Source organism: Kribbella sp. NBC_01245 (genome assembly GCF_036226525.1).
Classification (GTDB): Bacteria; Actinomycetota; Actinomycetes; order Propionibacteriales; family Kribbellaceae; genus Kribbella.
In genome coordinates this window covers 194,398-209,574 of sequence record NZ_CP108487.1, presented here as the reverse complement: position 1 = coordinate 209,574, position 15,177 = coordinate 194,398, and the positions used below count along the sequence as shown (strand labels likewise).

The window sequence follows — 15,177 nt, the reverse complement described above, 5'->3', positions numbered from 1 at the left end:
TCACTCCTCGGAATTGGTTTGAGTCACGCCAACCGGTACGCCCATCGCGAAGTGACAGGCGGCGTGGTGTTCCCGTTCGGCCGCGGCGGTCGCCGGGTCGACGGTCACGCACACCTCCCGGTCCGGGTGGACCATCGGCCCGATCGGACAGCGCGGGTGGAAGCGGCAGCCCGAAGGCGGATGGTGCGGGTCAGCTGGTTCGATGTCGGCGACGGCGGCCGGCTCGGCGGCGAGCAACGAGCCGCGACGCGAAGGAGCCGCGTCGAGAAGCTCACGGGTGTAGGGATGTTGCGGATCGGCGAGCAACCGGTCGACCGTGCCGAACTCTACGATCCGGCCGAGATACATCACCGCGATGTAGTCGCTGATGTAACGCACCACGGCCAGGTTGTGGGAGATGAAGAGCATGGTGAGCCCGAGCCGCGTCTGGACATCGCGGACCAGGTTCAGTACGGCGCCCTGCACGGATACGTCCAGAGCCGAGGTGATCTCGTCGGCGATGACTACATCGGGCTGACCGGCGAGCGCTCGCGCCAGGGCGATTCGTTGCCTTTGGCCCCCAGATAGCTGGCCGGGAAGTACGGCGGATCGATCCGGATCGAGGTTGACCAGCTCGAGCAGCCGGGCGACCTCGGCCTTCCTCGCCTCTCCACGGAAAGCTCCTCGCGGAATCGCCTCAGCGATCGATTCGCCAATCGTCATCCGCGGATCGAGGGATGCGTAGGGATCCTGGAAGACCATCTGGATCGGACGGCGGCCGCGCGGCAACCGGCTCACGTCGGTCCCATCGAGCAGCACGCCGCCCGCACTGACCGGAGCCAGTCCGACGGCCGCGCGGGCCAACGTCGACTTGCCCGAACCCGACTCGCCAACGAGCCCGACCACTGCCCCAGACGGCACAGTGAGGCTCACCCCGTCGACGGCCGTCAGACCGCCATACCGGACGCTCACTCCGTCAAAGCGCAATTCACTCATCGGGCTCCTCCCACTGCGATGGCACGCTCGCCGACGTCTTCCGCGAGGGGATGCCAGCAGGCGACCCGGTGAGATCCGACCTGGAGCAACTCCGGGTCCTCGCTCCGGCATTGCTCACTGGCAAACGCACAACGGGCAGCAAAGGCGCAGCCGTCGGGGATGTGCCCGGGCTCGGGCGGACGTCCCGGGATGACGCCGAGCGGCTGGTTCCGATCGGTCTCGAGATCGGGTACGACGTCGAGCAGCGCCCGCGTGTACGGATGCCGCGCGCCGGTATGCAACCGATGCACGGGCACGTCCTCGACGATGCGCCCGGCGTACATCACCAGCACCCGGTCACACGTCTGCGAGACGATCGTGATGTCGTGACTGATCAGCATGATCGCGGCCTGCGTATCGCGCCGGACTTGCGCGAGCAGACGCAATACCTGCCGCTGCACGGTGACGTCGAGTGCGGTCGTGGGCTCGTCCGCGATGACCAGTTTCGGCGTACCCATCAGGCCCATGCCGATCATCGCCCGCTGCCGCATACCGCCGGAGAACTCATGCGGGTATTGGTGTGCGCGCCTACTCGCCGCAGGCACTCTCACTGCCTGCAACTTCCGTACGGCGAGCGCGAACGCCTTCCCCCGGCTCAGGCCTTGGTGCTGCTCCGCCACCTCGGCGAGCTGCCGACCCATCCGCCGAGTCGGGTTGAACGAGGTCGCCGGATCCTGGAAGACCATTGCCAACGACGTCCCTAGCAAGCTGCGCAACTCGCGCTCTGGCGTCGTGAGCAACGGAACGCCCGCGAAGTCGAGCCTGCCCGCGCTTACTACCCCTGGAGTCTCGATGAGTCGCGAAACGGCCAACGCGGTAAGGCTTTTGCCCGATCCCGATTCACCGACGACCCCGACTGCCTCGCCGGCGTGAACGCTGAAGGTCACCCCGCGAACCGGAGTTGTCCAGCCCGCGGCCGACGGGAAGCTCACGCGAAGGTCGTCGACCCCGAGCACCACCTCGTCGGTCTCACGATCGGCGACGGGCTGTGGGGCCGCCGGGAGCGCGCCGGCCCTGGGCGTAGGCGTGCGCTGCCCGACCACCGCTGCGAGGGTTTCACCGAACAGGTTGAAGGCGAGACCGGCCGCCACGACCGCGACACCTGGACCAAGCGCGGCGGCCGGGTTGGTGTAGATGCGGTTGAGCCCCTCGCCGAGCAGCCGACCCCAGTCGTACGACGGCGCCTGCACGCCAATGCCGAGGAACGAGAGTCCGGCAAAGGCCAGCAACGATCCGCCGGCGCCGATCGTCGCGTTGACGACGAGTGGTTCGCCGATGTTGGGCAGCACGTGCCGGACCAGAATCCGGAACCTGCTTACGCCCGCGATCCGGGCGGCCGCCACGTAGTCGAGACCCGCGACCGATGCCGAGAGCGTCTGCGTCAGCCGGGCGAAACCCGGCGCGGTAGCGAGGCCGATGGCCAGCATCGCGCCCGTCGTACCGACCCCGAAGATCACCGCGAAGAACAACGCGAGCAGCAGGCCAGGAAAGGCCACGGCGATGTTGACCGCGGCGGTGACCAACCGACCGGAACGCCTGGGCAGGACCGAAGGCGCCGTACCGAGCAGGGTGCCCACGACTACCCCGATCAACGTCGCGATCAGTGCAAGCCCAAGCGAGAGCCGGCTGGCGACCAGCACGCGATAGAAGATGTCCCGGCCCAATGCATCGGTGCCGAGCAGGTGCTCGCCCGACGGCCCCTGCTGGATCGCATCGGTGTCGATCGCCGCGGCCCGATCGCCCCAGAGCAGTGGTGCGAAGATCGCCAGCGCGACCATCAGCAGCAGCAATACGAGCGCGCATGCTCCGAGCGGCGTACGCGCCATCGCCAACCCGGCCGTGCCTTTCCGACTCAGGCGAGGGGTCATCACGCCTCCCGAATCGTCGAGCGCGGATCGAGCACGGCGAGCAGCACATCCACCACGAGGTTCACCAACAGCACGCCGACCCCGTAGACCAGCACGATCCCCTGGACGAGCGGGTAGTCCTTCTCGAGGATGGACGCCACGATCTTCGTACCGAGGCCTGGCCAGGCGAACACGTTCTCGACCAGGACTGTGCCAGCAACCAACGCGGAGAGCAGCAAGCCGCCGAGCGTGAGGGTGGCCGTAAGCGCGTTGGGCAACGCGTGCCGGGTGTAGACGAGCCTTGGCCGGAGTCGCTTGGCCCGGGCCGTCCGGATGAAGTCGTGGCTCAGTACGCCGAGCATCTCGACACGGACAATCCGGGCTAGCACTGCCGCAGGCCCGATGGCGAGCGCCAGCACCGGCAGGGTGAACGAGCCCGGCCCGGACGCGCCCGCCACGGGGAACCAGCCAAGGCTCACCGCGAATACGTAGACCAGCGCAACGGCGACCAGGAACTCGGGCACGGCGGCGATGATCACGCTCGTGGTGGCAAACGCGAGCTCGCCACCACGACGCCGTCCGCCTCTTGTCAGCACTGCCATCAGCACGCCAACCGGCACCGCGATGACGACCACCACGACGAACGCCAGCACGGCGAGTTGCAACGTGGCGGGCAGCCGGTCGGAGATCACCTTCGAGACGGCTTCGTTGCTCCCCATCGACGTACCGAGCTCACCACTGAACAGGCCCTGGATGTAGTGCCAGTACTGCACCGGGAGCGAGTCGTTCAGACCGAGCGCCTCGCGCCGGGCATTCACGACCTCAACCGGGGCGTTCATCCCAAGCGCCGCGCGCACCGGGTCGCCGGGCACCAGGTGGATCATCAGGAACGCGGCCGTGACCAGCACCGCGAGCGACGCCACGAACCGACTGAGCCGACGCACCGCGAACGAGAGCCAGGGGCTTTCCCACCGCGTTGCCGAGGGAATCGCCGTACTGGTGGTCATTCGAACATCCGGATCGATGCGGGGTCCACGCCGTCATCGGCCTTGAACTCGGCGCCCTTCCCGAAGTAGGGCAAGGTCGCGTTGACGAACGGCACCACGTCGACCGACTTGAACAGGGAAACCTCGGCCGCGGTCCAGTCGGCACAACCTTCCACGCCCGGTTTGCGGCCGGCCCTGCCCACCCCGTCGATGTAGCCCTTGTTGTCGATATGGGCGAAGTTCACACCCTTCGGCGGCACCGCGCCGGAGGCGAACGGCACGAACTGGCTGGGCAGCGAAATACTGACCGGGGCAATCGAGGCGTCCCACGCGCCGGTACTGAAGAGCACCTCGTTCAGACCGGTGCTGTCGACCGCCTTCAGCGTCGCCTCCACGCCCAAGGCCTTCCACTGCTGCTGGATCAGCTCGGCGGCCGCTGTCGCCGTTGGCCCGCCCTGCGTTCCGTAGATCAGCGTGAGCGCAAGCTTCTTGCCGTCCTTCGCCCGGATTCCGTCCGCTCCCGCGATCCACCCGGCGCTGTCGAATGCCGTCTTCGCCGCGGCCGCGTCGAACGTCGGAAGATTGCCCGTCACGTGGTCGCCTCGGCAAGGGTTGGGCGCGATCGTGACCAGGCCCGTGGCCGGGGTGCCCTTGCCATTCGTCAGCACCTTGCCGACCTTGCCCAGGTCGAGCGCCTGCGTGAGCGCACGCCGCACCGCCTGATCCTTGGCAGGCCGACCGGGCGCCTGGTTGAAGTACAGCTGGCCGAGCGGAACGGCCAGGTCGGAGTGGAACAACTTCTGCGCCGAGAGTCGCTCCTGGTCCGGGCCGAGCACGCTGGTGGCGTTCAGACCGCCGGACAACAGGAGGTTCACCGAGGTCGTCTCGTTGGGGATGATCTTGAAGACGACCTTGTCCGGCAAGCCCTGCTGGTTGGGATCCCAGTCACCCGGTCCCCATTTGAAGTCCTTGCGCCGGGTCAACGTGTAGTGGTCGTTCGGCACGATCTCGGTCATCGTGAACATGCCGGTGCCCGCATCGCCCTTGGCCAGCAGCTTGCGATCCTTCAGACCCGGCCCGCAAGCGATCGGCAGCGTACCGACATTGAGCAGCAGGAACGCGCTCGGAGCGCCACTCTTGACGGTGATCGTGCGGGTGGCCTCGTCGGCCACGGCCTTCGTCCCGGGCTGTACCCACAATCCGGTCAGCGGTGACTTGTTCGCCGGGTCGCCGATGAAGTTCACGTTGGCCGCGACATCGCCGGCGGTCAGCGGAGTGCCGTCCGCGCAGGTAACGCCCTCGCGCAAGGTGAACGTCGCGTTGGTCGTGTCGCCGCTCCACTTCCCGGCCAGGCCGGCAATCACGGACCCGTCCTCCTGGACCTCGAGCAGGCGGCCGTACAGGAACCGGTCGACCGCCCGGGTCACCGACAGCACGGTCATCATCGGATCGAGATTGCCGGGATCGGTCGTGAGCGACATCGTGAACGTCTTGCCGTCGGCCAGCTTGCCCCCACCCGCAGCGGAGGTCCCGGCCGTGCCCCCGCCGGCACAGGCGCTCAGCACCAGGGCGGTTGCCGCGAGTGTAGGAATGAGGATTCGTTTCATGGGGCGTGCCTCCAGCGAAGGGGTTTGCGGGAATTGCCGAGGTGGTCAGGCCCCGGATCGCAACTGCTCGACCGCTAGCCGGGCGGCCCGGCCGATCGAGGCGTCGACCGCGGGTTGGCGTTCGTCGAGTGAAAAGGCCCGGGTGAAGACGGCAACGGCGTACTGACGACCGTCGGGATACGTGACCACGCCTGCCTCGTTGCGCACCGCCGGCAAAGTCCCGGTCTTCGCCGCGATCTTTACGCCGGACTCGAACCCGGAACTCAACCGGTGCGGCCAGATCTGGTGCGCCATGATGTCGCGGACGGACGCGCAAGCCTCGGCGGTCGCGGCCCGGTCGGTCCAGATCGCGTCGAGCAACGTGGTGATCTCGCGAGGCGTCGAGGCCGTCGTACGTGCCGGATTCAGGACGTCCAGGCCCCAGATCAGCTCAGGATCGATCGCATCGAGAGCGTCATCGACATGGTTGAGGTTCAGGTCCGCCACCAGTGAGGAGAGCAGGTCTTCGCAACAACCGAGCACCTGCGTCTGCTTGAGCCCCAGGTCCGTGAGCACCTGATCGACCGCCTCCTGGCCGACCCGGTGGAAGATGACGTCGGTGGCAGCGTTATCGCTCATCGTCAGCATGTTCAGGGCGAGGTCGCGCCAGCTCATCTGTACGTCGTCGCGACATCCCGCGGTGCCGATCCCGCCGACCCGATAGCGGGCGGTCACGGTGGTCCGCTCGGTCGGATCCAACCGCCCGGCGGCGACCTCCCGTGCGTACGCGACCGCCACCGGAATCTTGAACACCGAGGCGAGCACCACGGGTTCGTCACCGCCGACGCTGATCTCTGGCCCATCCGACCCGACCTCCCGCGCGTGCAGGAAGCCAGTGGCCCCCGCCGCGGCGAAGACGGCCTTGATCTCGGCGGTCACGGCATTCTCCGGTCGGCCCGTCCGGTGTGCAGGTAAGCGGCGTGGCCGGCACCGTCGTCGCCGACGAACGCGTGCGGCATGTGCAGACCGCGCGGATCATCGACCGGGACGAAGGTGTCCCCGCGCCAAGGAACGAGTTGGCTCTTCTCCATGGCCGGGCCGAGCTTGGCGAAGATCCCCTTCGGCGTCCGCTCCAGCCAGACGGTGCCGTCTTCGTTCTGGGTGATGACGGTGTCCGCCACGGACGACGTGTACGTACCGACGTACCGCTTGGCGTCGATGGACGGCTGGGTGAGGTCAGGCGTTGGCAGTGCGGGCAGTTCGACGTCCGCCAACTCGCTCAGGACCCGGCCCATGATCTCGGTGTAGAGCGCCAGCGGGTTGCCGCCGTTGGTCAGGATCGCGACGGCGACCTGACGACCAGGCACGATGCGGAGGAAGGCGGACTGGCCGATCGTGCCACCGTCATGCCCGATGACCAGACCACCGGGGTAGTCGAAGATCTCCCAGCCGAGGCCCCAGGCGTTGCCCATGATCGCGAGATCGGGCAGCTCGACCTGCCGCTCCTGCATGGCTGCCACGCTGGCCGGGCTCAGCACCTGATTGCCATCCGGTCCGACGCCGCCCGACAGATGCATGCGGGCGAACGCCAGCAGGTCGCGCGGCCGCATGGACAGCATCGAGCCGGCCGGCGCGTTCGACCGCACCAGCGACCACACGGGTGCGGGCTCGGGATCGCTATCCGGCGTCGGCTGGATGTGCCCGACCGCCGCGCGGAACATGATCGCCTCGCCCGCGCCGTTGGCCGCATGCGTGAGCTCCAGCGGCGCGAACAGGTGCTCGCGCACACAAGTGTCGAACGGCTTGTCGCGAAGGACCTCGATGATCCGACCGAGAACGCAGTAGCCCGCGTTGTTGTACGAGAACATCTCCCCCGGCGGGAACAGCTGCGGCACCTCGGTGATGACGCCGAGGTACTTCTCGACGCAGTCATCGCCCTGGCCGGTATCGGTGAAGATGTCCCCCTCGAACCCGGACACGTGGCACATCAACTGACGAACGGTCACCTGCTGCGCCGCGTCCTCGTCACCGATCTTGAAGTCCGGCAAATAGCTGCGAACGGGTGCGTCGAGGTCGAGCTTCTCCTCGTCGACCAACTGCATCGCGAGCGTGGTCGTCCACACCTTGGTGATAGAGCCGACCTGAAAGACCGAGTCCGCGGTGGCTTCGACGCCAGTGGCCTTACTCAGCACGCCGGCGGCTGTGTCGATCACCTCGTCACCGGCCAGTACGGCGACAGCGGCACCAGGCACGCGGTGCTCGGCGATCAATTCGGGCAGTCGTACCCGCAACCAGTCTTCAACGTTCGCAAGCTTCGACACGTCTACTCCTCACGATTGGCGTTGAGGCGACAGTAGGGAGGAGCGACGCCTGGAACTCTGTCCAAGCGAACGAAGATTCCGCCTCCGAATAGTTGCCCCGAACGGACCGACAAGAGCCCCCTAGGCGCCAGCGGCTCACAACGACCACTGGTGCTACCCCGTCAGCTCGCTCTTGGAAGGGCTGCTGACTGGGTCGGCGCAGAGAATGTACGTGTTTTCCGCACTGATAACGCGGGCCGGATTTCCCTTGTGGATAACGGGATCCGAGTTTGGGTCCTCGCAGCTATGCGCTAGAATCGAGCACATGTTCGACATCGACCTGAGTGAACTCAGCCCCGCGGAGCAGCTGTCCGCGCTGGGCGAGTTCCGCTTGGGCCGCGATCGGATGGAGGTGCGCATTCTCGAGGGGGCTGTCGCTTTCGCTGACGGTCATACCGAGGCGCGGCCGTCGACGGCAGCTGGTGGCGGTGACCCGGTTGAGGGGTTGCCGGGCAGGGAGCGGTTGACGGTGTATGGCGGTGAGGGCTGTCCGGAGGTGGGTGAGTTCGTGGCCGCGGACCTGGGCGTGGTGCTGGAGATGTCGTCGGTGGCGGCGGCGGGCCTGCTGAGTGACGCGCTGGGGTTGCGGCACCGGCTGCCGCGGGTGTGGGCCCGGGTGCTGGCCGGTGAGGCACGGGCGTGGCGGGCCTGCCGGATCGCCCGCGCCACCGCGGCCTTGTCGCTGGAAGCCGTCGCGATGGTGGATGCCGCGGTGGAAAAGATCATCAACCGGGTCGGCCCGGACCGGCTGAAAAGCATCGTGGACGCGGCGATGTGGCGCGCCGACCCTCAACGTGCCCAGGCCCAGGCCGAAGAAATGGCCCGATCACGCGGTGTCTGGGTGGGCCGATCCGACTCCCTGGGTACCAACACCTTGTTCGTGCGGGCCGCGACCGGCGATGTGATCCGAGTCGACGCGACCATCCAGGCACTGGCCGACGCGTTGAAAGTGCTCGGCGACACCGACTCGATGGATCGGCGCCGCGCCAAAGCGATCGGCTGGCTGGCCGACCCCGCCGACGCCATCAAACTCCTCCACGCCGCCCGCCACCTCGCCACCAACCCACCCCACCCAGCTGACAACCCCTCCACAACCACAACCACAACCACAACCACGACCACGACCGGGCATCCAACAGCCAGCGCCGCGTGTGCCACGAACCCCACCGCCGATCCGGCACCCACCCCAGCCAGCCACGCGACCGACACCGGCTCAGCCGGGTTCTGGTTAGCCGGATCCCAGTCCGGCGATCAGACCGGCGGGCCGGCCGGTCATGCCGACAAGGTGGCCCCGGAGACAGTGGCCCCGGCCAAGGCGGCCGGTCATGCGGACAAGATGGTCGGTCATGCGGACGAGATGGCCGGTCATGCCGACAATGGCAAGTCGAGCCGCTGGCCCTGCCAACCAGCGCCGGCGGCCCCGGAGAAGGCCGCCCGGCACAGGACGGGCCAGGAGAAGGTCGTCCGGGAGGAGGGATGGCGTGCGGACGGGGGTTGGCGGCTGGCTGCCGACGGCTGGGACCAGTCCTATGTGCCGGATAGGGATCGGTGCGGGCTTGATGAACCTCCACCACTCGAGGAAGCACTTCCACCCGACGAGTACTCATTGCTAGATGAGCACCCGTGGCCAGATGAGAACTCGTTGCTAGACGAGTACTCGCCGCCGCACGCCCTTGTGCCCGGCGAAGTGCGGCCGGACGCGCCCTCGGCGGATGCTCCGTTGTCGGACGTACCAGTGGCAGGTGTCCCGTGGTCGGACGTACCAGTGGCAGGTGTCCCGTGGTCGGACATGCCGGTGGCTGGTGTTCCGTTGGCGGACGTGCCGGTGGCCGGTGTCCCGTTGGCGGACGTGCCGGTGGCCGGTGTGCCGGTGGCGGACGTGCCGGTGGCGGACGTGCCGGTGGCGGACGTGCCGGTGGCGGACGTGCCGGTGGCGGGGCGGATGACTGTAGCTGTGGGCGCGGGGTCCGATGCGGTTTGGGAAGGCGATGACTTCCGGCGGGGCTCGTTGAGTGGCCGGTTGGCAGAGATCAAGGACAGCGCCCGCGCCGATGAGGTGGCGCGAGCGGGCATTGGGGCGGCTCGAGTCGAGGTCAAGGTGCACATAAGCGCCGAGGACCTGGCCGCACTCGTCCGCCGTGGGCCGCAAGCCGGGAGCAACGGAAGCTATGGGGGCAACGGAAGAGACGGAAGCAACGGGGGCGATGGGAGCTACAGGGCCGGCGGGAGCGACAAGGGCGTTGGGGTGATGCGAGTCGAAGGTGTTGGGCCGGTGTTGGCATCGCTGCTAAAGGAAGTCTTGGGCCATGACAAGGTCGTGCTCAGACCCGTCATCGATCAGCGGGAACGGGTCAGCGTCGATCGCCATGAGATCCCGGCGCGCATCCGGGAACGCGTGTTGCTGCGCGACCTGTACTGCGTCTTCCCGTGGTGCAACAGACGGGCAACCCATTCGATGGACCTCGACCACGTCGTGCCGTACCGGAAGGACGGGCCGCCGGGGCAGACCAGTACGGACAAGCTGGCGCCCGAATGCCGGTATCACCATCGGTTGAAGACTCATGGCGGGTGGAGCTGCGTGGTGCTGACCGAGGGTACGTATCAGTGGACCAGTCCCGAGGGTGCCCGATTCGTGGTGGACCACACGGGGACCCGGGCGGTCGACGACGCAGCCGCGGACAGCTGGCTATCGCGTGCTAGTGATGCGGCGTATGGCGGAGGGGGCTAGAGAGCGTTGGCCCAGCCGGCGGGGTCGTCGCCGGCGGGGATGGCGGTGATGCCGCGCCAGAGTACGAGTGCTTGGAGCCATTGGTGTTCGAGAAGGGTGAGTGGTCGCACTGATTGGTAACCCTCGAGGAAGGTGTTGCGAACGCTCGCGGGTGTCGGCTGCCAGCGGGTGAAGCGGGTGCTTAGTAGGACGAATGTGTTCGCGAGGTCTCTGACGCAGTAGTCCCATGTGACCTCGTCGAAGTCGATGACGGCGACTACCGCTGAGCCGGCCGTGAGGATGTTGGAGGCCCGGTAGTCGTTGTGGATCAGCTGTGGCTCGCTATCGATTTGCGGCAGCGAGGCCACCTGATCGCGCAGTCTTGCTGACGCAGCCGGCGCTACCCCGGCGTCCCCATGGTCCAACCACGTCTCTATCCGCTGGCGTAGGTCCAACGGCTGGTTGGCCTCGATCAGCCGGCCGTCCCGGTGTACGGCCAAGGCGCCGTGCAAGGTGGCGAGAGAAGCGCCGGCCTGATGGACGGCAATCTCGTCAGTGGTGTCGAGCAGATCGCCATCGACCTCAGGTTGCACCGTCATCGACAGTGGCGACGACCCGGAATAAGTGACCACTCGAAGCTGCCCGTCAACCGAGGGCAGGGGCGGCGCAACCGGTACCCCTTGCGTTCGCAGCGCTTGGAGCAAATCCGCGATTACGGTGAATCTGGCGAACTTCTCCTGAGCCCGAGACCACTTCGCCACCAATGCGCCTTGGTCGGTGCGCACCCAGGCGATCGCGTTCTGATCGCTGATGATGATCCGGTCGCAGGCAAGGACGTCGATCGCCCAGGCCTCGGCGAGAACTTTGGTGAGCCAACTGACGGCTTCATCGAAGCTGTCGAGCCCAAACCTTTCCTGCAGGGCACTCCCCGGCTCGACCGATTCCCAGAGCATCGATAGTCCCTTTGGAAACATCCCGTGGAGTTTAACGACAAACCAGGGCCGCGCCGCCGCCGACAAGGCGTCGCTAGGAGGGCTCACCTCGGAGGGGGCGGCCGGGATAGGCGTCGGTCTGGAGCTCGCCATCGCGGACGACCGCGGTCCCGCCGACGAACAGATGGCGTACGCCGATGGACGGGCGGATCGACTCGAGGTACGTCGCAGCGTCAGTGATGCGCTCCGGATCCAGTACGACCAGGTCCGCGTCCGCGCCGACACCGAGATGTCCCTTGGCGCGTGCGCCGGGCGCGATGTCGTCGAGCACTCGCGCCGGCAAGTACGAGCATCGGCGGAACGCCTCGACCCAACTCCAGACGGCAGACTCGCGCACCATCAACCGCAACGACTTCGCGAACGTCCCCGCCGTACGCGGATGCGTCCTCCCGCCAGGCGGCAGCGGCCACTCCCGCGTATCCGTGACCCCACCCGGCCAAAGGGTCGGCATCGCGTCACTCGCCACGATCGAATCGGGATACGCGAGCGTCTGACGAATCAGGTCCAGGTCCGCCGGATCGCCCTCGTCAAGGAACTCCACGATGCACTCCGCGCCCGGGTCCGTCGCCCGTACCTCACGCAATCTGGCGTCATCCGCGATGCGCTCGCCCGTCTCGACCAGCACGATGCTCGACGCGCGAATCCCCCACGCGCGCAGCCGCTCGGGCGCGAGGAAGAACGCCCCGATGCCAGTGCTGCCGGCGCCGTACGGGTAAGCCTCCACCGTCACCCGCGACCCCTCGGCCTGCGCACGCTTGAGCAGTCCCAGCACCCGGTCGACGTGCCGGCGCGACGTACTGTTCACGTGGCAGTGATGCATCGCGGCACCGGTCTCGGCGGACGCGATCACCAACTCCTCCGAGCCGTCGATCGGCGTCGACGGATCCGCCTCGACGAGCTCACGCACATGCGTGTACGTCGGCGCGCCCGCCGCGGCAGCGAGCCGGGCCACCGCGAGGAACTCGCCCGGATCGGTGCGCGGCGCGTAGCCCATCAGCACGCCGATCCCCAATGCGCCGTCCGCCAGTTCGCGCTCGAGCAGCGACAGCCAGTGGGTCAGCTCGGCCGGCGACGACGAACGCTGCCAGCGCGGATCGCCCAGCAGCGCGAACCCACTCTCCAGCCGCGCGTCCGGCTCGATCCCGATATGCGCCTGCGCACGGGCCGCACCCCAGGAGGCGGAGAAGCCGTAGTTCAGCGGCCGCCCCTCGCGCGCGGCCTCGGCGTACGCGCGAGTGATCGGCATCAACCCCGCCTCCAGATCCAAGGCGGTGGTCACACCGTCCATGGCCTGCAGGCGCTGACCCGCGATCGAGTGGACGTGACTGTGAAGGTCGACGAATCCCGGCCCGACGATCAGGCCGGTTACGTCGATCACGGTCGTGCCGGTCGGCGCCACCAGGTCCGGCCCGATGGCCGCCACGACCTTGTCCCTGACCAGCACATCGGCGACGACGTCCAGGCCAGTCGCCGGGTCGATCACCCGGCCACCACGTAAATGGGTCTGCATCCCGGCAGCCTCGCAGCGCCCGCCCGCTAATTCTTCGGACGACCCGACAACCCCGGCCACGCCAAATCAGCCCACCGCACCAACGGCGAGCTGATCTGGCACCCCGGCTGCCCCTTACGCGGGCTTGGCATAGGCCGCGATCCCGGTGTCCAGCAGCACGCAGTCCTCATCCCCCACGGTCCAGGCGTCGTGTCCGGGATCGATATCCATGACGTCGCCCGGGCCGACGGTCATCTCCTCGCCGTTGTCGAGCCGTACCGTCATGTGCCCGGACAGACAGAAGGCGGTGTGGTGGACCTGGCAGGAGTCGGTGCCGGCGATGGGCTTGACGTCGTTCGACCAGCGCCAGCCTGGCTCGAAGACGCCGCGGCCAAGGGTGAAGTCGCCGACCGTGACCACGTCCATGTGGCCGTGATCCTTGAATGGGCGTCGCTCATTCGGGCTCTCGATGCTGTGCTTCTCAGACATGCTGTCTGCCCTCCCTAGAGACCTGGTTGCCCCAGTCCAGATCTGCTCGTTGATTCATTTGCATGGAACGCCGGTGGCAGCGGAGAGTCAACGGGCCGATCGACGAGCCGGAGTTACGGCTCGGCGACGTGCCAGACGGCACCGATTTGGTCACTTACAGTCGCGAACGGGCGGCCAAACGCCAACGATTTTGCTGGGACTTCATCGATTGCGCGACCAGGGGTGGGAGCGCCAGGCTGGGCCGAAGCAACCTCTCCGACCGGCCGGTGAGGTGTCAGCACGAGAGGATCACGTCCATGCGCAAGCTCGTCGTCACGAACATGATGTCGCTCGACGGATACTTCACGGGCGCCGAAAACAATGTGATGGCTTTACCGTTCGACCACATGTTCGACGCATACAACGCCGAACGGATGCGGGAAGCGGACACGTTGGTGATGGGCCGCGCGTCGTACGAAGGCTTCCAAAGCTACTGGCCGCCGATCGCCGACTCCCCCGACGCCGGACCCGCTGAGCGCGAGGTGTCCCAGCACTTCAACACGCTGGAGAAGGTGGTCGTCTCCGACAGCCTGGCCGACCCGCAAACCGGTGTCTGGGGTGACACCACGCGCGTCGTACGTCGATCCGATGCCGACGAGTTCATCCGTGACCTGAAGAGCGGCCCCGGCCGGGACATCGCGATCTTCGCAAGCCACGTCCTCTGGAACAGCCTGCTCGCCGCCGGGCTCGTGGACGAGCTACACCTGATCGTCGGCGCGGGAACGGTCGGCGCCGGCACCCCGATCTTCGAAACCAAACCGATGGCCGGCTTCCAGCTCCTCGGTGTCCGCACCTTCGACGGCTCGAACAACCCAATCCTCCAGTTCGGCACAACGAGCTAGGCCAACGCGATGGCGACGATTCCGGCCAGTACGACGATGCTGCCTGCGAGGCGTCGGGGGCCGTTGGCCTCGCCGAGGATCAGCCAGGCGGCGAGCCCGCTGAGCACGATGCTGACCTCTCGGGTGGGAGCGACGAGGCTTACCGGCGCCATGCGCATCGCGAACAGCACCAGCAGGTAGGCCAGTGGTGACACCAGACCGATGATCAGCACCTCGCGGCGATTTTGCCGCCAGAGGAGCTGGAGCTTGCCGCGGTTCCTAAGAGCCGAAGGTGTGAGATCACGCTCTGCATGACGGCTGCGGTGCCGAAGTAGATCACCGGCGGTACGTCGAGCGTGGTGACGGAGTACGCGTCCCACAGGGTGTAGGCGGCGATGACGGCACCAGTGGCAACGCCGTACACGATCCCGGCCTTGACCGCGCCACGTGTTGCCGCAACTCGACCCGTGCCGATGATCAGAACGCCGGCGATGATCAGCGCCGCCCCCAGCAGCCCGATCGGGCCGGGACGTTCGCCCAAGAGGACGACGGCCAGCATGATCGACAACAGTGGTCCGACGCCGCGGGCCACCGGGTAGACCACGGACAGCTCTCCGACGTCGTACCCCCGTTGCAGCACCATGCCGTAAGCGATGTGCAGTACGCCGGTGACCAAGGACGCGAGCAGCCAGGTCCATCGAGGGCGCGACGTCTCGGTGAGCAGGGCGATGACCACGGCCGGCACCAGGGCGACCGTCGGCGACCAGTACGAGCGACAGCGCTGTGAGGTTCATAGGCCCCTACTGTCGCCCGCCGATCCCGTCGGGCGCGAGGGAGATTGTGGGGC

13 protein-coding genes are annotated in these 15,177 nt (G+C 67.3%); 2 read left to right on the top strand and 11 right to left on the bottom strand.

The features are described 5' to 3' along the window. The 6 genes from OG394_RS00965 to OG394_RS00940 are packed head-to-tail and all read right to left on the bottom strand — an operon-like array spanning position 1 to position 7,754. On the bottom strand, positions 1 to 975 hold the full coding sequence (locus OG394_RS00965; protein ID WP_328992803.1) for an ABC transporter ATP-binding protein: 975 nt from the start codon (positions 973 to 975) through the stop codon (positions 1 to 3). After that, positions 972 to 2,882, bottom strand: a complete 1,911-nt coding sequence (locus tag OG394_RS00960) for a dipeptide/oligopeptide/nickel ABC transporter permease/ATP-binding protein (RefSeq protein WP_328992802.1) — start codon at positions 2,880 to 2,882, stop codon at positions 972 to 974. The genes OG394_RS00965 and OG394_RS00960 overlap by 4 nt, the downstream gene beginning before the upstream one ends. Continuing rightward, positions 2,882 to 3,868, bottom strand: coding sequence for an ABC transporter permease (locus OG394_RS00955; protein WP_328992800.1), 987 nt, complete (start codon positions 3,866 to 3,868; stop codon positions 2,882 to 2,884). Before OG394_RS00955 ends, OG394_RS00960 begins: the two co-directional genes overlap by 1 nt. Beyond that, a complete protein-coding gene (locus OG394_RS00950; RefSeq protein ID WP_328992799.1) occupies positions 3,865 to 5,454 on the bottom strand; it encodes an ABC transporter substrate-binding protein in 1,590 nt (529 codons plus the stop codon). The genes OG394_RS00955 and OG394_RS00950 overlap by 4 nt, the downstream gene beginning before the upstream one ends. A 45-nt stretch (positions 5,455 to 5,499) precedes the next feature. Continuing rightward, positions 5,500 to 6,372, bottom strand: coding sequence for a serine hydrolase (locus OG394_RS00945; protein ID WP_328992798.1), 873 nt, complete (start codon positions 6,370 to 6,372; stop codon positions 5,500 to 5,502). Next, positions 6,369 to 7,754, bottom strand: a complete 1,386-nt coding sequence (locus OG394_RS00940) for a serine hydrolase domain-containing protein (protein WP_328992797.1) — start codon at positions 7,752 to 7,754, stop codon at positions 6,369 to 6,371. Before OG394_RS00940 ends, OG394_RS00945 begins: the two co-directional genes overlap by 4 nt. Before the next feature lie 304 nt (positions 7,755 to 8,058). Here OG394_RS00940 and OG394_RS00935 point away from each other — a divergent pair, with 304 nt between their 5' ends. Continuing rightward, positions 8,059 to 10,521 (top strand): HNH endonuclease, encoded by a 2,463-nt coding sequence (locus tag OG394_RS00935; protein WP_328992796.1) that lies wholly within the window; start codon positions 8,059 to 8,061, stop codon positions 10,519 to 10,521. Here OG394_RS00935 and OG394_RS00930 read toward each other — a convergent pair. From OG394_RS00930 to OG394_RS00920, 3 genes are all read right to left on the bottom strand, one after another. Then, positions 10,518 to 11,453, bottom strand: a complete 936-nt coding sequence (locus OG394_RS00930; RefSeq protein ID WP_328992795.1) for a phosphotransferase — start codon at positions 11,451 to 11,453, stop codon at positions 10,518 to 10,520. The two genes, OG394_RS00935 and OG394_RS00930, sit on opposite strands and share 4 nt — an antisense overlap. A gap of 73 nt (positions 11,454 to 11,526) precedes the next feature. Further along, positions 11,527 to 13,062 (bottom strand): amidohydrolase family protein, encoded by a 1,536-nt coding sequence (locus OG394_RS00925; RefSeq protein ID WP_328992794.1) that lies wholly within the window; start codon positions 13,060 to 13,062, stop codon positions 11,527 to 11,529. A gap of 54 nt (positions 13,063 to 13,116) precedes the next feature. Continuing rightward, the gene (locus OG394_RS00920) at positions 13,117 to 13,470 is read right to left on the bottom strand and encodes a cupin domain-containing protein (protein WP_328992793.1); all 354 of its coding nucleotides are present in this window, start codon (positions 13,468 to 13,470) and stop codon (positions 13,117 to 13,119) included. A gap of 296 nt (positions 13,471 to 13,766) precedes the next feature. On the opposite strand from OG394_RS00920, the gene OG394_RS00915 reads away from it, so the two are divergent. Continuing rightward, a complete protein-coding gene (locus tag OG394_RS00915; protein ID WP_328992792.1) occupies positions 13,767 to 14,351 on the top strand; it encodes a dihydrofolate reductase family protein in 585 nt (194 codons plus the stop codon). On the opposite strand, the gene OG394_RS00910 is transcribed toward OG394_RS00915, so the two are convergent. Both OG394_RS00910 and OG394_RS00905 read right to left on the bottom strand, forming a co-directional pair. Beyond that, positions 14,348 to 14,563, bottom strand: coding sequence for an EamA family transporter (locus tag OG394_RS00910; RefSeq protein WP_328992791.1), 216 nt, complete (start codon positions 14,561 to 14,563; stop codon positions 14,348 to 14,350). The two genes, OG394_RS00915 and OG394_RS00910, sit on opposite strands and share 4 nt — an antisense overlap. Beyond that, on the bottom strand, positions 14,557 to 15,075 hold the full coding sequence (locus OG394_RS00905) for an EamA family transporter (RefSeq protein WP_328992790.1): 519 nt from the start codon (positions 15,073 to 15,075) through the stop codon (positions 14,557 to 14,559). Before OG394_RS00905 ends, OG394_RS00910 begins: the two co-directional genes overlap by 7 nt. Positions 15,076 to 15,177 lie beyond the last annotated feature (102 nt).